The 17,436-nt window shown below is 72.1% G+C and carries 20 protein-coding genes; 5 read left to right on the forward strand and 15 right to left on the reverse strand.

All coding sequences use genetic code 11. The annotated features are described in order from the left end of the window. The 3 genes from PV721_RS08155 to PV721_RS08165 form a co-directional block, all read right to left on the reverse strand. A partial coding sequence (locus PV721_RS08155) for a chromosome segregation SMC family protein (RefSeq protein ID WP_319722168.1) occupies nucleotides 1-1,718 on the reverse strand: 1,718 nt, incomplete at its 3' end. A gap of 208 nt (nucleotides 1,719-1,926) precedes the next feature. Then, complete coding sequence (locus PV721_RS08160) at nucleotides 1,927-2,145, reverse strand: hypothetical protein (RefSeq protein ID WP_030708500.1); 219 nt, start codon at nucleotides 2,143-2,145, stop codon at nucleotides 1,927-1,929. 349 nt (nucleotides 2,146-2,494) lie between these two features. Next, nucleotides 2,495-2,776 carry an acylphosphatase gene (locus PV721_RS08165; RefSeq protein ID WP_319722169.1) on the reverse strand — a complete coding sequence of 94 codons (282 nt, stop codon included), beginning with the start codon at nucleotides 2,774-2,776 and terminating at the stop codon, nucleotides 2,495-2,497. Between the two features lie 137 nt (nucleotides 2,777-2,913). On the opposite strand from PV721_RS08165, the gene PV721_RS08170 reads away from it, so the two are divergent. Further along, nucleotides 2,914-3,921 carry a CAP domain-containing protein gene (locus PV721_RS08170; protein ID WP_319722170.1) on the forward strand — a complete coding sequence of 336 codons (1,008 nt, stop codon included), beginning with the start codon at nucleotides 2,914-2,916 and terminating at the stop codon, nucleotides 3,919-3,921. A gap of 62 nt (nucleotides 3,922-3,983) precedes the next feature. On the opposite strand, the gene PV721_RS08175 is transcribed toward PV721_RS08170, so the two are convergent. Further along, on the reverse strand, nucleotides 3,984-4,595 hold the full coding sequence (locus tag PV721_RS08175) for a flavodoxin family protein (protein ID WP_319722171.1): 612 nt from the start codon (nucleotides 4,593-4,595) through the stop codon (nucleotides 3,984-3,986). 140 nt (nucleotides 4,596-4,735) lie between these two features. On the opposite strand from PV721_RS08175, the gene PV721_RS08180 reads away from it, so the two are divergent. Next, nucleotides 4,736-5,140 (forward strand): helix-turn-helix domain-containing protein, encoded by a 405-nt coding sequence (locus PV721_RS08180; RefSeq protein ID WP_319722172.1) that lies wholly within the window; start codon nucleotides 4,736-4,738, stop codon nucleotides 5,138-5,140. Here the strand turns inward: PV721_RS08180 and mutM are convergent. The 9 genes from mutM to PV721_RS08225 all read right to left on the reverse strand — a co-directional run bounded on the left by mutM (nucleotide 5,113) and on the right by PV721_RS08225 (nucleotide 14,127). Next, complete coding sequence (mutM, locus tag PV721_RS08185; RefSeq protein ID WP_319722173.1) at nucleotides 5,113-5,973, reverse strand: bifunctional DNA-formamidopyrimidine glycosylase/DNA-(apurinic or apyrimidinic site) lyase; 861 nt, start codon at nucleotides 5,971-5,973, stop codon at nucleotides 5,113-5,115. The two genes, PV721_RS08180 and mutM, sit on opposite strands and share 28 nt — an antisense overlap. A gap of 115 nt (nucleotides 5,974-6,088) precedes the next feature. After that, on the reverse strand, nucleotides 6,089-6,934 hold the full coding sequence (gene rnc / locus PV721_RS08190; RefSeq protein ID WP_319722174.1) for a ribonuclease III: 846 nt from the start codon (nucleotides 6,932-6,934) through the stop codon (nucleotides 6,089-6,091). 19 nt (nucleotides 6,935-6,953) lie between these two features. Then, on the reverse strand, nucleotides 6,954-7,127 hold the full coding sequence (rpmF, locus tag PV721_RS08195; RefSeq protein ID WP_003965982.1) for a 50S ribosomal protein L32: 174 nt from the start codon (nucleotides 7,125-7,127) through the stop codon (nucleotides 6,954-6,956). Nucleotides 7,128-7,129: 2 nt separating this feature from the next. Beyond that, nucleotides 7,130-7,798 carry a YceD family protein gene (locus PV721_RS08200; RefSeq protein WP_037884221.1) on the reverse strand — a complete coding sequence of 223 codons (669 nt, stop codon included), beginning with the start codon at nucleotides 7,796-7,798 and terminating at the stop codon, nucleotides 7,130-7,132. A 111-nt stretch (nucleotides 7,799-7,909) separates the two neighbouring features. Then, a complete protein-coding gene (locus PV721_RS08205; protein WP_319722175.1) occupies nucleotides 7,910-8,944 on the reverse strand; it encodes an ATP synthase F0 subunit B in 1,035 nt (344 codons plus the stop codon). A 103-nt stretch (nucleotides 8,945-9,047) separates the two neighbouring features. Further along, nucleotides 9,048-9,527 carry a pantetheine-phosphate adenylyltransferase gene (gene coaD, locus PV721_RS08210; RefSeq protein WP_319722213.1) on the reverse strand — a complete coding sequence of 160 codons (480 nt, stop codon included), beginning with the start codon at nucleotides 9,525-9,527 and terminating at the stop codon, nucleotides 9,048-9,050. A 14-nt stretch (nucleotides 9,528-9,541) separates the two neighbouring features. After that, nucleotides 9,542-10,120 (reverse strand): 16S rRNA (guanine(966)-N(2))-methyltransferase RsmD, encoded by a 579-nt coding sequence (rsmD, locus tag PV721_RS08215; protein ID WP_319722176.1) that lies wholly within the window; start codon nucleotides 10,118-10,120, stop codon nucleotides 9,542-9,544. Between the two features lie 72 nt (nucleotides 10,121-10,192). Then, the gene (gene recG / locus PV721_RS08220; RefSeq protein WP_319722177.1) at nucleotides 10,193-12,388 is read right to left on the reverse strand and encodes an ATP-dependent DNA helicase RecG; all 2,196 of its coding nucleotides are present in this window, start codon (nucleotides 12,386-12,388) and stop codon (nucleotides 10,193-10,195) included. A 26-nt stretch (nucleotides 12,389-12,414) separates the two neighbouring features. After that, entirely contained in the window at nucleotides 12,415-14,127 is a 1,713-nt protein-coding gene (locus tag PV721_RS08225) for a DAK2 domain-containing protein (RefSeq protein ID WP_319722178.1), read from the reverse strand. Between the two features lie 239 nt (nucleotides 14,128-14,366). Here PV721_RS08225 and rpmB point away from each other — a divergent pair, with 239 nt between their 5' ends. Beyond that, nucleotides 14,367-14,552, forward strand: a complete 186-nt coding sequence (gene rpmB / locus PV721_RS08230) for a 50S ribosomal protein L28 (protein WP_007266795.1) — start codon at nucleotides 14,367-14,369, stop codon at nucleotides 14,550-14,552. An 88-nt stretch (nucleotides 14,553-14,640) separates the two neighbouring features. On the opposite strand, the gene thiD is transcribed toward rpmB, so the two are convergent. Continuing rightward, entirely contained in the window at nucleotides 14,641-15,441 is an 801-nt protein-coding gene (gene thiD / locus PV721_RS08235) for a bifunctional hydroxymethylpyrimidine kinase/phosphomethylpyrimidine kinase (RefSeq protein WP_319722179.1), read from the reverse strand. Beyond that, a complete protein-coding gene (locus tag PV721_RS08240; protein ID WP_319722180.1) occupies nucleotides 15,438-16,421 on the reverse strand; it encodes a thiamine-phosphate kinase in 984 nt (327 codons plus the stop codon). Before PV721_RS08240 ends, thiD begins: the two co-directional genes overlap by 4 nt. A 245-nt stretch (nucleotides 16,422-16,666) precedes the next feature. Between PV721_RS08240 and PV721_RS08245 the strand changes: the two genes are divergently transcribed. Next, entirely contained in the window at nucleotides 16,667-16,900 is a 234-nt protein-coding gene (locus tag PV721_RS08245) for an Lrp/AsnC family transcriptional regulator (RefSeq protein WP_030028650.1), read from the forward strand. Nucleotides 16,901-16,923: 23 nt separating this feature from the next. Then, nucleotides 16,924-17,415 (forward strand): DUF3515 domain-containing protein, encoded by a 492-nt coding sequence (locus PV721_RS08250; RefSeq protein WP_319722214.1) that lies wholly within the window; start codon nucleotides 16,924-16,926, stop codon nucleotides 17,413-17,415. Nucleotides 17,416-17,436 lie beyond the last annotated feature (21 nt).

Raw genomic sequence — 17,436 nt, forward strand, 5'->3', positions numbered from 1 at the left:
GGGGTGGTGGGGGTGATCAGGAGGGTGGCGCGGCCCGCGTCGGTGTCCCGGAGATGGCGGAGCGCGGCGGCCGCCGCGTTCGGCGAGGACACCGCCAGGGCGTCGGCCGCCGCGCCCAGCGCAGCGGCCACGGCGGCTTCGTAGCCCGGGGTCACGGTCAGCCGCTCCGCCGCCGGCCCGAGCAGCCCGGCCAGCTTCTCGCGCGCCGCGAGCAGCGCCCCCGTACCGTCCTTGCGGCGCAGCCCGAGCCCGAGCGCGTCCCGCCGCGCCGACACCGCCGCCCGCGAGCGCTCCGCCCCGGACAGCGCGTCGCGCGCCGCGGACAGGGCCGCCTCGGCCGCCGCCAGCTCGGCGCGCGCGGCCTCGTGGTCCGCGTCCGCCGACGGCTCGTCCAGCCCGCCGACCTCCTCCGCCAGCGCCTCGTACTCCGCCTGCGCTGCAGCGGCCCGGGACTGCGCCGCGTCCCGCGCCGCGACGAGCCGGTCGATCTCGGCCTGCGCCGCGCCCGCGCGGGAGCGGGCCGCGCCGAGCCGCCCCGTCAGCCGGGCCAGTCCCTCGCGCCGGTCGGCGATGGCCCGCGCGGCGTCCCGCAGCCGCCGCTCCTCCTCGGCCAGCGCCCGCTCCAGCTCGGCCCGGTGCTCGGCCGTGTCCTCGAGCGCCCGCGAGGCCGCCTCCAGGGCCGCGGTCAGTTCCGCCTCCTGCTCGCGGATCCGCGCGGCCTCCCGCTCCATGTCCTCGGGGTCGCGGCCGCGCCGTTCGTCCTCCACCGGCGCGGTCGCGCTCTTCACCCGCGCGTCCGCCAGGGACGCGGTGCCCCGTACCCGTTCGGCGAGCTGCGACAGCTCGTACCAGGTCTGCTGCGCCCGCTGCAGCCGCGGCGCGAGCTCCCGTACCGCCTCCTCCAGCTCCGCCTCGCGCCGCAGCGCGAGCGCCAGCTGGGCCTCGGCCGCTTCCTTGCGCTCCTTGAGGGCCGCCTCGTCCGCGATCTCCGCGTCGAGCGCCCGCCGCAGCGTGACGAGGTCGTCGGCGAGCAGCCGCAGCCGCGCGTCGCGCAGGTCCGCCTGGATCACGGCGGCCCGCCGGGCGACCGCGGCCTGCCGTCCCAGGGGTTTGAGCTGGCGGCGCAGCTCGTCGTTGAGGTCCTGTACGCGCGCGAGGTTGGCCTGCATCGCGTCGAGCTTCCGCAGCGCCTTCTCCTTGCGCTTGCGGTGCTTCAGTACGCCCGCCGCCTCCTCGATGAAGGCGCGGCGGCCCATGGGATCGGCGTGCAGGACGGAGTCCAGCTGGCCCTGGCCGACGATGACGTGCATCTCGCGGCCGATGCCGGAGTCGGAGAGCAGCTCCTGGATGTCCAGCAGCCGGCAGGTGTCACCGTTGATCTGGTACTCGCTGCTGCCGCCGCGGAACATGATCCGGGTGATGGTGACTTCGGCGTAGTCGATGGGGAGCGCGCCGTCGGAGTTGTCGATCGTCAGCGACACCTCGGCGCGTCCGAGCGGCGGCCGTCCGGTGGTCCCGGCGAAGATGACGTCTTCCATCTTCCCGCCGCGCAGGGACTTGGCCCCTTGTTCCCCCATGACCCAGGACAGCGCGTCCACCACATTGGACTTGCCCGAGCCGTTCGGACCCACGACGCAGGTGATGCCGGGTTCGAACCGCAAGGTGGTGGCGGAGGCGAAGGATTTGAAGCCACGCAGGGTCAGGGACTTGAGGTGCACGCCGCCGGACTCTACCTTTCACGTTCGGTTTCACCCATGAAGGTGCAGGGCACGACTGACGCTAGAGGCATCACGCCCCCCACCTGGCCCTCTGGGACCGTGGCACGGAGGCCCGAGGGGGCGGAGGGGGAGGTCCAAGAAAGAAGGGACGCCGAAGCGTCCCTTGCAGATCAAACGGGGCTGGAGTCGAGCGACGAATGAGCGCGGATCAGGTGAGCGCAGGCTCCGCCTGGGGTACGTCGATGTCGATGCGGTCCAGCAGCGAGTCTCCGTCGTGCTGAGCGGCGGCCGCGTTCAGCGCGTCATTTTCAGACTGAATCCGTACGAGCTCGGACTCGAGGTCCTGGACGCGCTGCTGAAGCCGTCGCATCTCGGCGAGGAGTCGCGGATCGGAACCGCCGACGTAACCGAGAAGCGCCTTTGCCATGATGGATGGTCCTCCACACTGAGTGACCGACCGAAGCGGTGTGGGTCGTGAGGGAATCGCACCCGCGGATGTCCGGCAGCGACTGACAGTCACTGCGCTTACTACTGCCAACACTGCCAAACAGCTCAGGGTGCGCGGGGCTTCCAGCGTCTCACCAAAAAGTTTGACGGTCAACACGATCACGCCCCGTATCGGCGGGCGCCCCGGCCCCAGCAGGGGGTGTGGAGATCATCCTCATCTCCGAGCCTTCCACGGATCGCCCCCGTCGGCAACGCGTCGGCGACGAATGCGCAGTTCCGACCATGTGCGGACGAGCGGGGGTGTGATGAGTGCATGATCAGCCGATCGGTCACCGCATCCCGAATCCGTCGTAGCCACCGCGCGGTGTGCCCCAGATCTCTGTCACTCCGTCCACCCGGCCGGGCGTGTCGGCGGAGCGCAGCCAGTCGAGAAGCCGGTGGCAATTCTCACGTTGACCTTCGGCGACCACCTGTACTCGCCCGTCGTCGAGGTTGGATGCGAAGCCGACGACCCCGCCGATCTCCAGGGCGTTCTCCCTGGTGAACCAGCGGAAGCCGACTCCCTGCACACGGCCGCGCACCCAGGCGGTCAGACGGACATCTTCATTCATGCGTGAACGCTAACGGGGCGATGACTTTCCGGACACATCGCCCCCTGGCCCCATGGCGTACAGTCGCGCAGCAACGAACTCACCCATTTGGGTGCGTAAGGGATGATCTTGATCCGGCAAGGAAGGGCTCGACAGCGATGGGACGTCACCGACTCCCCGCCGCGCCACACAGCGGCGGCAAGCGCGGCACCGTCCTGCGCACCGGCCTCCTCGGCGTCTCGGTGGCCGTGGTCCTCGGCACGGCGGCCGTCACCACCGGCACGGTGCCGGTCGGCAGCTCGTTCCCCTATGTGGGCGTCAGCGGTACGGGTGCCGCCGGCACGCCGGAGGCCAAGGCCAAGGCTTCGCCCACCCCGGACCCCGCACTGGAGCAGCAGGGCGGCCTCGCCAGCCTGTCGGGCCGCGCCGCCGCGGGCGCCGGCTCCGGCTCCCCCTCCAGGACCCCGGCGACTTCGCCGTCGCCTTCGGCCTCACCCTCCCCGTCGGCCTCGCCGAGCCCCTCCGTGTCCGCCTCCCCGAGCGCCCAGCCGAGCACGTCGCCCCCGGCCACGCCCGCTCCCGCCCACAAGGCTCCGGAGAAGAAGCCGGTTCCGGCGCCCTCGAAGCCCGTTCCGGCACCCTCGAAGCCGGTCGCGGCGCCCTCGAAGCCCGTTCCGGCACCCTCGAAGCCGGTCGCGGCGCCCTCGAAGCCCGTTCCGGCACCCTCGAAGCCGGTCGCGGCGCCCTCGACGCCGGCCGCCCCCGCGGCCCGGCCGGACCTGGACGGCCACTCCTCCGAGGAGGACGCCGTGGTGACCCTGGTGAACCAGGAGCGCGCGATGGCCGGGTGCGGTCCCGTCCGGGCCAATCCGCCGCTCGCGGCGCTGGCCGGGGCCTTCAGCAAGGACATGGCCACCCGGGGCTTCTTCAGCCACGACGACCCCGACGGCAGCAGCCCGTGGGACCGCGCCGCCAAGGCCGGCCTCTCCGGCCTCGGCGGCGAGAACATCGCGCGCGGCCAGGGCGACGCCGAGGCCGTGATGAAGGCCTGGATGAACAGCCCGGGCCACAAGGCGAACATCCTCAACTGCGAGTTCCGCACGCTGGGCGTCGGCGCCCACTTCGCCGCCGGCGGCCCCTGGTGGACCCAGGACTTCGGCTTCTAGAGCCGACGGCCACGGTCAGCCGCACGCTGCGGCCGCCGGCTGCCGGGACGACCGCTGGGGGCTCAGGCTCCGGCCGCCGCCAGGGCCGCGCGGCCCGCGATGACGATGCGGGTCTGCTCGGCGACGCGGCGGCCCAGGTGCTCGGCGGTCGCGATGTCGGCCTTGTGGACGGCGTCCGCGCCCTCGTCGGAGTTGCTCTGGGCGGCGGCGCCGGCGAAGACGCCGAGGCGGTTGAGGTCGTTCTCGGAGGCGGTGCTGCTGTTCCAGCCCGGCTTCAGGCCCAGGTTGACCCAGCTCATGCCGTGCTGGGCGGCAAGGATCTGGAAGAACTGCAGGGTGTGCAGCTTGTCGCCGCTCTTGGACGCGGAGTTCGTGAAGCCGGCGGCCACCTTGTTCTGCCATACGTCGCCGAACCAGCGCTTCGAGGTGGCCTCCGCGAACACGTGGAAGGCGCCGGAAGCGGTGCCCATGTAGGTCGGGGACCCGAAGACGATCGCGTCGGAGGCGTCGAGCAGCTCCCACTGCGCGTCGTCGATCTCGTCGACCTTGATCAGATGGACGGTCGCCCCGGCGTCGGCCGCGCCGCTGCGGACGGCCTCGGCGACGACGGCGGTGTGGCCGTAGCCGGAGTGGTAGGCGATCGAGACGACGGGGGTGTACGCGATACCGGACAAGGTGGTTCTCTCCCTCGGAAGACTCCCTCCGCCGCACGGACGTGGTGCGGAGGAGCAGGACTGTGACGACACCAAGAGAAGCACTAACTTTTAGAAAGCGCAATCCCCGAGTTAGCGCTGCAGGGGAGTACGCTCTTCACATGGAGACCCCTGTCCGCACAGAAGCCGCCGACACCGAGCAACCGTTCGACGTGTTCGCGCGTGCCTGCCCGTCCCGCGAGACCCTGGAACACGTCACCGGCCGCTGGGGCAGCCTCACCGTGGGCGCCCTGCGCGAAGGCCCGTGCCGTTTCAACGAACTGCGCCGCCGGGTGGAGGGCGTGAGCGAGAAGATGCTCTCCCAGACCCTGCACGCGCTGGAGCGCGACGGCATAGTCCACCGCGAGGCGCAGCCGACGAATCCGCCGCGCGTCGACTACGAGCTGACCCCGCTCGGCATCGAGGTCGCGGACCGACTGCTCTCGCTCATCCACTGCCTGGAGGGCAACATGCCGGCGGTGCTCTCCGCCCGGACGTCCTACGACGCCACGCGCGGCGGCCGCTGACAGCGCGGACAGAAGTAGCTCGACCTGTTCATCCAGGGGCGCCGGCGCATCGGCGTACCGCAGCGGCGGCAGGGCTCGTCCTCGCGCCCGTAGGCATCGAGCGAGCGGTCGAAGTACCCCGACTCGCCGTTCACGTTGACGTACAGGCTGTCGAAGCTGGTGCCGCCGACGGCGAGGGCCGCGTTCATGACGTCCCGGACATGGCCGAGGAGTTCCGCGCTCCGGGGGCGCGTGAGGTTGGCGGTGGGGCGCTCGTAGTGCAGCCTCGCGCGCCACAGCGCCTCGTCGGCGTAGATGTTGCCGACCCCGCTGACCAGGGACTGGTCCAGCAGCGCCCGCTTGACGGTGGTCCGCTTGGCACGCAGGGCGAGGTGGTACGCCCCCTCGTCGAAGAGGGGGTCGAGCGGGTCCCGGGCGATGTGCGCGATGACGTCCGGCAGCCCGTCGGCCGTGTTGTCGTGCAGCGAGAGCCCGCCGAAGGTCCGCTGGTCCACGAAGCGCAGCTCCGTCCCGGCGTCGTCGTCGAACCGCACCCGGATACGCAGGTGCTTCTCGTCGGGGGCGTCCTGCGGCTGCACGAGCAGCTGCCCGCTCATCCCCAGGTGCCCGAGCACGGACAGGTCCCGGCCCTCCAGCGGCAGCCACAGGTACTTCCCGCGCCGCTGCGGCACTCCGACGGTCTCGCCGCGCAGCCGCGCCGCGAAGTCGGCGCCGCCGCCCGGATGGCGCCGTACCGCCCGCGGGTGCAGGACCTCGACGGCCTCGACGGTCCGCCCGGCCACCCAGCGCTCCAGCCCCCGCCGCACGACTTCGACTTCGGGCAGCTCGGGCACGGTATACCTCCGGGGGGTGCGGATCTGGGCGCTCCCGGCGAGCGTACTGGCCCCCGGAAACGGAATCGCCCGCCCCTGCGAGGCAGGGGCGGGCGGGGAAATCCGGAAGGAAGGGTCAGGCGTCCGGCACCGGGTCGGCGGCCGTCGCCGCCCCGCCGTCCTCGGACCCGGCCGAAGCCGGGACCTCGGCCGGAGCGGCGGCGGCCACGGCCGCCGCCGCGATCCGCTCGTCCGCCGCGGTGCGGATTCCGCGCCATGCGGACTCCGCAGCCTGCTGTTCCGCTTCCTTCTTGCTGCGGCCGGTGCCGGTGCCGTACGAGACACCACCGACGCGAGCGGCAGCAGTGAAGGTCTTCTCGTGGTCCGGACCGGTCTCGGTGACCAGATATTCCGGTACGCCAAGACCTTCGGCCGCCGTGAGCTCCTGGAGACTGGTCTTCCAGTCCAGGCCGGCCCCGAGGTTCGAGGACTTCTCGATGAGCGGGTCGAAGAGCCGGTGAACCAGCTCCGAGGCCGCGTCGAGGCCCTGGTCGAGGTAGACCGCGCCGATCACCGCTTCAAGGGTGTCGGCGAGGATGGAGGCCTTGTCCCGGCCGCCCGTGCCCTCTTCGCCCCGGCCGAGCCGGATGAAGGAGCCGAGTTCGAGGCCGCGCCCGACCTCCGCCAGTGCGCGCGAGTTGACCACCGCGGCCCGAAGCTTGGCCAGCTGGCCTTCGGGGAGATCGGGGTGGGTCGTGTACAGCGTGTCCGTGACCACCAGGCCCAACACGGAGTCCCCGAGGAACTCCAGCCGTTCGTTGGTGGGCAGACCGCCGTTCTCGTACGCGTACGAGCGGTGGGTCAGTGCACGCACCAGAAGGGCGGACTCGAGTTGATACCCGAGCCGCCCTTCCAGAAGCGTGTGGGACGAGGCCGCGTTGTTACTGTCTGCCTGCTTCTCAGCGTTGGACAGCTCAGACATTGCGCCTCTCACCAGCCGCTCAGACCTCGAGGACCTGGCGCTTGTTGTAGGTGCCGCAGCTCGGGCACGCAATGTGCTGGAGCTTCGGCTCCTGGCAACGCTCACACGAAACCAGGGTGGGGACCGCAGCCTTCCACTGCGACCGGCGGTGGCGCGTGTTGCTGCGCGACATCTTCCGCTTCGGAACAGCCACGGCTACTTCTCCTGCTTCTCGGCGGCGCCCTGAACTCCGTCAGAGGCAGTGCCGCTCATGTTGTCCTTCTCGTCGTCCTGATCGGTCACGACGAGTCCTTGCAATGCCGCCCAACGGATGTCGACGGCGTCATGGTGGTGGTCCGGGTCGTCGTTCAGGCTGAGCCCGCAATCGGGGCACAGTCCGAGACAGTCCTCCCGGCACACCGGCTGCATGGGCAGTGCGAGCACCACCACATCCCGCAGCACGGGTTCGAGGTCGAACAAACCGTCCTCGAGGAAGAGCGTGTCCTCGTCGTCCTCGGCGTCGTCGGCCGGTTCCGCCTTGGAGCGGCTCCGGTCGTCGGCGTCAGGGTACGAGAACATCTCCTGGAAGTCCGCCTTGAGCTCACGCTCGACGGACTCCAGACACCTTACGCACTCCCCCACGGCCGACGCACGGGCGGTGCCTGTGACAAGCACCCCTTCCATGACCGACTCCAGGCGGAGGCTGAGCTTCACCGGGGCGCCTTCCGGCACTCCGATGACGCCGACGAGACCGAAGTCCGCCGGTGCCGCGATCTCACGGGACAGCCGCTGCATGGCACCAGGACGCCGACCCAGCTCGTGCGTGTCGAACACGAGGGGGTTGCGGTGGTCGAGGCGGGTATTCAGGGCCGTTCCTGCTTTCACAGATCGCTGAAGATCAAAGACTCCGCCGCGCTAGGGCAGCATGGATCGCGGTGCATACGCGCGACCGAACAGCCAGGATACCCGCAGCGGCGCCCAGCACCCAATCCGGCCCTAGCGCCCCTGTTCGTACTGGCGCAGCTGGTCCAGGTTGATCATGCTCGTGTCGAAGAGGCTGGTCTCGTCGAGCGAGGGCTGCTGGGCCTGCGGCTGCTGCTGGTAGGCCGCATACGGGTCGGGCTGCTGCTGGTAGGCGGCGTACGGGTCCGGCTGCTGCTGGTAGCCGCCGTACGGATCCTGGTAGGCGTACGCGTCCTGCTGGTGCTGCTGCGCGGCGGGCTGCTGGTAGGAGTACGAGTCGTACGCGGGCTCCGCCTGCGCCGGGATCGGCGCCTGCACGTGGAGGGGCTCCGGTTCCGCCAGGCCCGCCAGGAAGTCCGCGTCGCTCGCGGAGCGGGACTGCTGGCCTCCCGCCGCGTCCTGGGTGGCCATGTGCACGCCGAGGTCGTCCGACGGGACCCGGCCCAGCAGCTTCTGCCGGCCGCGGCCCACCGCCTCCAGGGTCTTGGAGAGCACCGCCTCGAAGGTCGCCAGCTTGGTGTCCACGTAGGCGTCCGCCTGCTGCCGCTGCGTCTCGGGATCGTGGCTGCGCTCGGGCGCCTCGTCGTAGTCGGGGTCCCGGTAGCCCTGCCCGTCCAGGCCCGGGCCGCGGCCCAGCAGCTTCTCGCGGCCCCGGTCCACCGAACCGATGGTCTTGGTCAGCACGACCTCGAAGTTCGCGAGCTTGCTGTCGACGTAGTCGTCGGCCTCGGCCCGGATCTCCTCGGCCTCCCGGCGGGCCTCGTCGAGGATCCGGTCCGCCTCCGCCTGCGAACGCCGCGCGATCTCGGTGTCGGAGATCAGCGAACCGCGCTGGTTGTGGGCGGCGTCGATGATCCGCTCCGCCTCCCGGCGGGCCTCCTCGACCATCTGCTCCCGGCCGCCGATGAGCTCCTGAGCCTGCGCGAGCGAGCCGGGGAGCGCCTGGCGCACCTCTTCGAGCTGGGCGAGCAGCTCGGCGCGGTTGATCACGCAGGAGGCCGACATGGGCATGGACCGGGCGCCGCCGACGGCCGCGACGATCTCGTCGAGCTTCTTCTGCACGTCCATGGGGGCTCGCACTCTCTCGGCCTCAGGCGGTTCCTGAGACGGACGGGACGACTGTAAGGCCACCGGACGGGCCCCCGACACTGACTGACGGCCCGTCAGGGACTCAGCGGTTGCGCAGCCGCTCCAGGAGGGCCGTGTGTACGTGCGCCGGCAGCAGGTGGGCGACGTCGCCGCCCCAGGCCGCGACCTCCTTGACCAGCGAGGAGGACAGGAAGCTGTAGGTGGGGTTGGTCGGCACGAACAGCGTCTCGACGCCCGACAGGCCCATGTTCATCTGGGCCATCTGCAGCTCGTAGTCGAAGTCGCTGACGGCGCGCAGCCCCTTGACGATGGCCGGGATGTCCCGCTGCTTGCAGAAGTCGACGAGCAGCCCGTGGAAGGACTCGACCTGGATGTTGCCGTAGTCGGCCGTCGCCTCGCGGATCAGCTCGATCCGCTCCTCGACGGTGAAGAGGCCCTGCTTCGACTGGTTGATCATCACGGCTACGTGCACGACGTCGTAGAGCCTGGAGGCGCGTCCGATGATGTCGAGGTGTCCGTTGGTGATGGGGTCGAAGGACCCCGGACAGACGGCGCGGCGCAACTGAACTCCCTCGTTCATGAGTCTTCGCTGGTGAAGGCGGCGCGGCCGTACCAAAGGGTGCCCTCGCCGTACTTGCGCGACCGGAGCGGCTCGAAGCCCTCGGGCCACGGGAAGGCGCCGCTCCTGGTGCTGCGCTCCACGGTGGCGAGCGCATCGTCCGTGAGCCAGCCATTGGACCGGAGTGTGAGGAGGATCTCCCGGAGATCGCCGCTGTCCACGGCGTACGGCGGGTCCAGGAAGACGATGTCGTACGGGTCCCCGCCCGCCCGGGCCGCCACGATCTGCTCGGCCTTGCCCGCCCGGAACTCCGCGCCGGGCAGGCCCAGCGTCTTGATGTTGTCCCGGATCGCCTTGGCGGCCTTGGCGTCCGCCTCCACGAGCAGGGTGTGGGCCGCGCCGCGGGAGAGGGCCTCCAGGCCGACGGCGCCGGAGCCGCCGTACAGGTCGAGCACCCGGGCCCCTTCGACGCCGTGCAGCGACTCCCAGGTGGAGAACAGGCCTTCGCGCATCCGGTCCGAGGTCGGCCGGGTGCCGGTGCCGGGGGGCACGGCCAGCCGTCGCCCGCCGGCGCTGCCGGCGATCACGCGGGTCATCTGGGGTCCTTCGGTACGGCGGTAGGGGGCGCCGCGGGGCTGCTGCGGCACTCCAACGATAGGTCGTGCCGCTCAGCCCTTCTCCAGGTACTGCTCGCGCTCGGTGTCGAGCAGCGCGTCCAGTGCGGTCCGCAGGCCGGGCAGCCGCTCCAGCGCGGGGTCCTCGGCGACGACGCGGGTGGCCTCCTCCCGGGCCTGGGCGATGACCTCCTCGTCCTCGATGACGGCGAGCATGCGCAGCGAGGAGCGCACGCCCGACTGGGCCTGGCCCAGCACGTCGCCCTCGCGGCGCTGCTCCAGGTCGATCCGGGAGAGTTCGAAGCCGTCGAGGGTGGCGGCGACGGCGGCCAGCCGGGCCCGGGCGGGGCTGGCCTCGTGCATCTCGCTGACCAGCAGGCACAGACCGGGCGCGGAGCCGCGGCCGACGCGGCCGCGCAGCTGGTGGAGCTGGGAGACGCCGAACCGGTCCGCGTCCATGATCACCATGACGGTGGAGTTCGGGACGTTCACCCCGACCTCGATGACGGTGGTGGCGACGAGCACCTTGACCTCGCCCGCGGCGAAGCGCCGCATGACGTCGTCCTTGTCGGCCGGGTCCATCCGGCCGTGCAGCACCTCCACGGACAGCCCGGCGAGCGGGCCGCGCGTCAGCTGCTCGGCGATCTCCAGGACGGCCAGCGGGGGCCGCTTGTCCCCGTCCTCCTCGGCCGCCTTCTTCTTCTTGGGCTCGTCCTCGCCGTCGCCGATGCGGGGACACACCACGTAGGCCTGGTGGCCGTTCTCCACTTCCTCGCGGACCCGTTCCCAGGCCCGGGCGAGGAAGTGCGGCTTGTCCTTGGCGGGCACCACGTGGGTGGCGATCGGCGAGCGCCCGGCGGGGAGCTGGTCGAGGACGGAGGTCTCCAGGTCGCCGAAGACGGTCATGGCGACCGTGCGCGGGATCGGCGTGGCGGTCATCACCAGCAGGTGCGGGGGCTGCTTCCCCTTGGACCTGAGGGCGTCGCGCTGTTCGACGCCGAAGCGGTGCTGTTCGTCCACGACCACCAGCCCGAGGTCGTGGAACTGCACCTTGTCCTCGATCAGCGCGTGCGTGCCGATCACGATCCCGGCCTCGCCGGTGACCAGGTCGAGCAGGGCCTGCCGGCGCGCGGGCATCCCCATGGACCCGGTGAGGAGCACCACCTTGGTGCCCTGGTCGGAGCCGCCGAGCATGCCTCCCTCGGCCAGTTCGCCCATCATCTCGACGATGGAGCGGTGGTGCTGCTGCGCGAGCACCTCGGTGGGCGCGAGCATCGCCGCCTGCCCGCCGGAATCCACGACGGCGAGCATCGCCCGCAGGGCCACCATCGTCTTCCCGCTTCCGACCTCGCCCTGGAGGAGGCGGTGCATGGGGTGGCTGGTGGCCAGGTCGTCGAAGATCTCCTTCGACACGCCCACCTGGCCCTCGGTGAGGGTGAAGGGGAGCTTCGCGTCGAAGGAGTCGAGGAGGCCGCCGGGGGTCGGGCGGCGGGGGACGGCCGGGAGCTGGGAGTCGGCGTGGCGGCGGCGGGCCAGGGCGACCTGCAGGACGAAGGCCTCGTCCCACTTCAGGCGCTGGCGGGCGTCCTCGATGTCGGCCTTGGTGGCCGGCCGGTGGATCTTCAGCAGGGCCTCGGTGAGCGGGACCAGCCCGCGGCCCTCGCGCAGGGCGGGCGGCAGCGGGTCCACGGCCTCCTGGGCGCTGGGCAGCACCGCGTCCACGCATTTGGCGATCTTCCAGGACTCCAGCTTCGCGCAGGCCGGGTAGATCGGGATGAGCTGGTTGGCGAAGGCGGTGGCGGCGTCCCGGTCGGAGGCGTCCGCGCCGAGCGGCTCGTACGCGGGGTGGGCGAGCTGGAGCTTGTGGTTGAACTTGGAGACCTTGCCGGCGAACATCGCGCGGCTGCCGGGCAGCAGCTCCTTGTGCGGCTTGTGGACGCCGGCGCCGAAGAAGACCAGCTGGAGCCGGCCGCTGCCGTCGGTGATGGTCACTTCGAGGCGCTTGCCGCGACCGCCGTTGAAGGTCAGGATCCGGGCGTCGGCGACCTGCGCGACGACGGTCACGTGCTCGTCGATCTGGTCGGCGAGCTCGGCCAGCGAGGTCAGCTCACCGCGCTCGGCGTACCGCCGCGGGTAGTGGTGGAGCAGGTCCAGGGCCGTGTGCAGGCCGAGCTGCTCGGCCAGCACCTTGGCGGTGGCGGGTCCGAGCGTCTTCTTGAGGTCTTCGTCGAGCGCGGGCACGTGTTCCATTGCACACCATGGCGCTGACAAGCCCGCTATTCCACCCCGATGAGGAGCGGCGCCGAGTACCGGCCGCCCCGGTAGGTCACGGTGTCCACGGCCAGGTGGCCGTGCTGGACATAGGCCTCCAGGCGCTCGGCGACCGTGTCCGGCACCTCGGGTCCGAGGACCAGGGTGACGAGTTCGCCGCCGGAGCCGAGCATCCGTTCGAGGACCGCCTCGGCGGTCTCGGCCAGGCCCGAGCCGATCACGGCGACGTCCCCGTCGATGAGGCCGAGCACGTCGCCGGCCTGGCAGATGCCGGCGGAGGTGAAGGACTGCCGTTCGGCGACGGCCAGTTCCCCGTACCGGGTGGCGCCGGCCGCCGCCGTCATGGCGACCACGTCCTCGTCGAAGCTGCCTTCCGGGTCGTGCACGGCGAGGGCGGCCAGCCCCTGGACCGCGGAGCGGGTGGGGATGACGGCCACCCGTACGCCTTCGGCGCGGGCCTGTTCGGCCGCCGCGGCCGCGGCGGCGCGCAGCTCGGACCCGCCCGGCAGCAGGACCACCTCGCGGGCGTGGGCGCGGCGGATGGCGTCGAGCAGTTCGGCGGCGGCGGGGACCTCTCCGGAGCGCACGAGCACGGCGGTCGCTCCGGCCTCCCCGCACAGCCCGGCCAGTCCCTCGCCGGGGACCACGGCGACCACGGCCCGCTGGGCGCGCTCGCCCCGGCCCCGGCGCCGCTCGTCCCCGAAGTGCGTGATCCGTATCCGGTACGGCCGCCCGGCGACGACCCCGGCCTCCACGGCCGCGCCGGGGTCGTCGACGTGCACGTGGACGTTCCACAGCCCGTCGCCGCCGACCACGACCAGGGAGTCGCCCAGCCCGTCGAGCCGTTCTCGCAGTTCGCCGACCGCCGCGTCGGAGGCCTCCAGCAGGTAGATCACCTCGTACGCGGGCCCGTCCTCCTCCTGCTCGCAGGGGTCCGAGGTCTGCGGCACGGGCACGGCGCGGCCCCGCACGGGTTCGGCGGCCGGTTCCTGGCCGGACAGCGCCTGCCACAGGGCCCCGAGTACGGCGACCAGCCCGCACCCCCCGGCGTCGACCACCCCGGCCCGGCCGAGCGCGGCGAGCTGCCCGGGGGTCTCGGCCAGGGCGGCGCGGGCCCCGTCGTAGGCGGCGCGGGCCACGTCCGCGGCGGTCCCGGCGGCGGCTCCGGTGGCCTCGCCGGCCCGCGCCGCGGCGCGGGCGACGGTGAGCATGGTGCCCTCCACCGGGTGCGAGACGGCCGCGTACGCCTCCTCCGCGGCCCGGGTCAGCGCCCGGGCCAGCAGCACACCGGCGCCGCGCTCCCCGGTCCCGCTCGGCCCGGTCCTGCTCGGCCCGGTCCCGCTCGCGCCGGGAGCGACCGCCCCGGGACCGGCCTCCTGGGGTTCACCGGCGAGCACGTCGGCCACTCCGCGCAGCAGCTGCGCCAGGATCGTCCCGGAGTTCCCCCGGGCCCCGACGAGCGCGCCGTGCGCCCAGGCCCGTACGGCGTGCGCCAGGGAGGCGGACGCTGTGCCCTCGGTCACCTTCGCGAAGGCGTCGTCCAGGGCGCGGTCGGCCGATTCGGCGGTGAGGTAGAGGTTGGTGCCGGTGTCCGCGTCGGCGACCGGGTAGACGTTGATCGCGTCGATGTCCTCGCGGGCCCGGCCCAGTGCGGCCAGGGCCAGCGTGCTCCAGGTGCGCACCGCTTCGGCGTCGAGGGTCTGCGGCTCGTGCGGCACCGGGCGTTCCTCCTTGTGCGGGCCAGGGTTCACCGCAGGGTAGCCAAGGTCTGCCCGGGCGTCCGGACCGCGGGGCGGGGGCAGCGGCGGTCATGGTAGTTTTCTTGGACGGACGCAGTCGTTGTATGCTGCTCCGGTTGCCCGATGAGAGTCGGGCCATTCCCCGGCAAACCACTTCAGATCTCTGATTCCGGTGCGCCGGTTTCACTGTAATTGCATCTGAAGTCTTGGAGTGACCTGTGGCTGCCAACTGCGACGTTTGCGCCAAGGGGCCGAGCTTCGGCAACAACATCTCCCACTCGCACCGCCGCACCTCGCGTCGCTGGAACCCGAACATCCAGCGCGTCCGTGCCGTGGTCAATGGGACGCCGAAGCGCCTCAACGCCTGCACCTCGTGCATCAAGGCCGGCAAGGTCTCGCGCTGACGCCTCCCGTCGTAGCGCAGCCCTTTCCGGTTGCCAAAAAGGCCGGTTCACCTCTGGTGAACCGGCCTTTTGCCTTGTCCGGCGGGGCTCAGCGCCACTGCCAGGCGTGATCCACCGGGCCGATGCCCCCGCCGAGCGGGAAGCCGGCGGCGATGGCGCCCGTGACGTACTCCTTGGCGGCCGTGACGGCCTCGGGGACGGCCAGGCCCTTCGCCAGGCCCGCCGCGATGGCGCTGGCGAGGGTGCAGCCCGTGCCGTGGGTGTGCCGGTTGTCGTGGCGGGGGGCGCGAAGCCACCGCTCCTCGGCGCCGTCGGTGAGCAGGTCCACCGCCTCGTCGCCGTGCGCCGCGAGGTGTCCGCCCTTGATCAGCGCCCACCGCGGCCCGTGGCCGAGGATCGCGTCGGCGGCCCGCCGCATGTCGTCCTCGGTCTCCACCAGAACGCCCGTGAGCTGTGCCACTTCGTCCAGGTTGGGCGTGGCCACGGTGGCCCGCGGCAGCAGCTCCTTGCGCACGGCGTCCAGCGCGGAGGCGGCGAGCAGCCGGTCCCCGTGCTTGGAGACGCCCACCGGGTCCACGACGGCCGGGGCGGGGGTGCCGGCGAGCAGTGCCGCCACCGTCTCCACCAGCGCGGCGGAGGAGAGCATCCCGGTCTTCACGGCCTGGACGCCGATGTCGTCCACGACGGCCCGGTACTGGGCCGTGACGGCCTCGGCGGGCAGCTCCCAGGCTCCCCGCACCCCGAGTGAGTTCTGGGCGGTCACGGCGGTCACGACGCTCATTCCGTGCACGCCGAGGGCGAGCATCGTCTTGAGGTCGGCCTGGATGCCCGCGCCGCCGCCGGAGTCGGATCCGGCGACGGTCAGGCACAGCGGCGGTGCGACGCTCACGGCGTGCCCTCCTGGGCGGCCGGGTCGGCCCCGAAGTGGTCCCAGCCGCCGGTGCTGGTCCAGGGCGCCCCGTCCACGGTCACCTGCGGCAGCGCGGAGCGGTTCAGCACCTCGCCGATGACCTTCCAGCGGGCGGGGAGCTTCACGTCGGGCGGGAAGGTCGCCACGATCGCGTGGTCCTCTCCGCCGGTGAGCACCCACTGCAGCGGGTCCACGCCGACGGCCTGCCCGATGTCGTGCATCTGGGTCGGGATGTCGACGGCCCGCGAGTGCAGGTCGATCCGCACCTTGCTGGCCTCGGCGATGTGCCCGAGGTCGGCGATCAGGCCGTCGCTGACGTCGGTCATGGCGGTGGCGCCGAGTCCGGCGGCCGCGGGGCCCGCGTGGTACGGCGGCTCGGGGCGCCGGTGCGCCTCCACGAACGCCCGCGGGGAACGGAAGCCGCGCGAGAGCACGGCGAAGCCGGCGGCGGACCAGCCCAGCCAGCCGGTGACGGCGACGACGTCGCCGGGCTGGGCTCCGGAGCGCAGCACGGGCTCGTGGTTGCGCAGGTCGCCGAGGGCGGTGATGGCGACGGTGATGACGTCGCCGCGGACCACGTCCCCGCCGACGACGGCCGCGCCGGCGACCTGGCACTCGTCGCGGATGCCGTCCATCAGCTCGGTGGGCCAGGTGACCGGGAGTTCGGCGGGCACGACGAGGCCGAGCAGCAGCGCGGTCGGCACCGCGCCCATGGCGGCGATGTCGGCGAGGTTCTGCGCGGCGGCCTTGCGGCCGACGTCGTAGGCCGTGGACCAGTCTCGCCGGAAGTGCCGGCCTTCGAGCAGGATGTCGGTGCTCGCCACGACCCTCCGGTCGGGGGCCGACACCACCGCGGCGTCGTCACCCGGTCCGAGCCGGACCGCCGGGGTGGTGGTGAGCCGTGAGGTGAGCTCCCTGATCAGCCCGAACTCCCCCAGCTCGCCCACAGTGCCCTTCATCGCTGTGCCCCTTCTTGCCCAGTCCGCTTGCGGTCGCGAGCCGTCACAGCTCTGGGTACCGTCAACAGATACGTCAACTTCTGCTCTCCGTACGCCCCGCCGTGCGTGGCGCCGGGCCCGCAGGTCTCCCCGCGGCGCACGGCGACGCGGTACCGTGGCGTCCCTTCTTCCCCCGGCCCCGTCGTTCGTGTGGGGCCCACCCGAAGGTTAGGGGAAATGATCCTCGTGGCCGCCCTGGAGGTTCCGTGGTACAGGCGTACATCCTTATCCAGACCGAGGTGGGCAAGGCGTCGTTCGTCGCCGAGTCCATCGGCCAGATCCCGGGGGTGATCCAGGCCGAGGACGTGACGGGCCCGTACGACGTGATCGTGCGCGCCCAGGCCGACACCGTGGACGAGCTCGGCCGCATGGTCGTGGCCAAGGTCCAGCAGGTGGAGGGGATCACCCGCACCTTGACCTGCCCGGTGGTCCATCTGTAGCCCCCGTCTACTCTTGGCCGGTGATGACCTCTCACCGCCGGCCCCTCCGTGTCCTGGCCCTGCCCGCCGCGCTGGCCCTGCTGGGCCTCGCGGCGTGCTCACCGGGCGGTTCCGAGGCCCGGGTGGATCCGCCGCCCACGCCGCCCGCCGCCATCGGTGAGCTCTGTGCAGCACTGCACGAGGAGCTTCCGGAGACGGTGGCCGGCCTGGAGCGGACCCGGGCCGAACCGGAGTCCGCTCTGACGGCCGCGTGGGGCGGCTCGGCGATCGTACTGCGGTGCGGTGTCCCCAAGCCCCCCGAGATGCTGGACGAGAAGCAGGAGGGCGTCCACGTCAACGACGTCGCCTGGCTGCTGGACAAGCGATCCGACGGGGGGTTCCGTTTCGTCTCCGGGATGCGGAAGGCGTACACGGAGGTCCTGGTCGACAAGGAGCATGCCACGGACGCGGGGATGCTGGTCGGGCTGTCCGCGGCCATCGCCAGGACGGTGCCCGTGGGCTTCTCCTCGTACTGATCTCCCCCGCCCCCGGCGGGA

The sequence above is a fragment of the Streptomyces sp. MB09-01 genome (genome assembly GCF_033794505.1).
Lineage (GTDB): Bacteria > Actinomycetota > Actinomycetes > Streptomycetales > Streptomycetaceae > Streptomyces.

Coding starts and splice junctions, on each gene's coding strand:
- PV721_RS08160 (WP_030708500.1), bottom strand. CDS start 2,145: ATGGCAAAGGCGCTTCTCGGTTACGTCGGCGGTTCCGATCCGCGACTC.
- PV721_RS08165 (WP_319722169.1), bottom strand. CDS start 2,776: ATGAATGAAGATGTCCGTCTGACCGCCTGGGTGCGCGGCCGTGTGCAG.
- PV721_RS08170 (WP_319722170.1), top strand. CDS start 2,914: ATGGGACGTCACCGACTCCCCGCCGCGCCACACAGCGGCGGCAAGCGC.
- PV721_RS08180 (WP_319722172.1), top strand. CDS start 4,736: ATGGAGACCCCTGTCCGCACAGAAGCCGCCGACACCGAGCAACCGTTC.
- rnc (WP_319722174.1), bottom strand. CDS start 6,934: ATGTCTGAGCTGTCCAACGCTGAGAAGCAGGCAGACAGTAACAACGCG.
- PV721_RS08205 (WP_319722175.1), bottom strand. CDS start 8,944: ATGGACGTGCAGAAGAAGCTCGACGAGATCGTCGCGGCCGTCGGCGGC.
- rsmD (WP_319722176.1), bottom strand. CDS start 10,120: ATGACCCGCGTGATCGCCGGCAGCGCCGGCGGGCGACGGCTGGCCGTG.
- recG (WP_319722177.1), bottom strand. CDS start 12,388: ATGGAACACGTGCCCGCGCTCGACGAAGACCTCAAGAAGACGCTCGGA.
- PV721_RS08240 (WP_319722180.1), bottom strand. CDS start 16,421: ATGAAGGGCACTGTGGGCGAGCTGGGGGAGTTCGGGCTGATCAGGGAG.
- PV721_RS08250 (WP_319722214.1), top strand. CDS start 16,924: ATGACCTCTCACCGCCGGCCCCTCCGTGTCCTGGCCCTGCCCGCCGCG.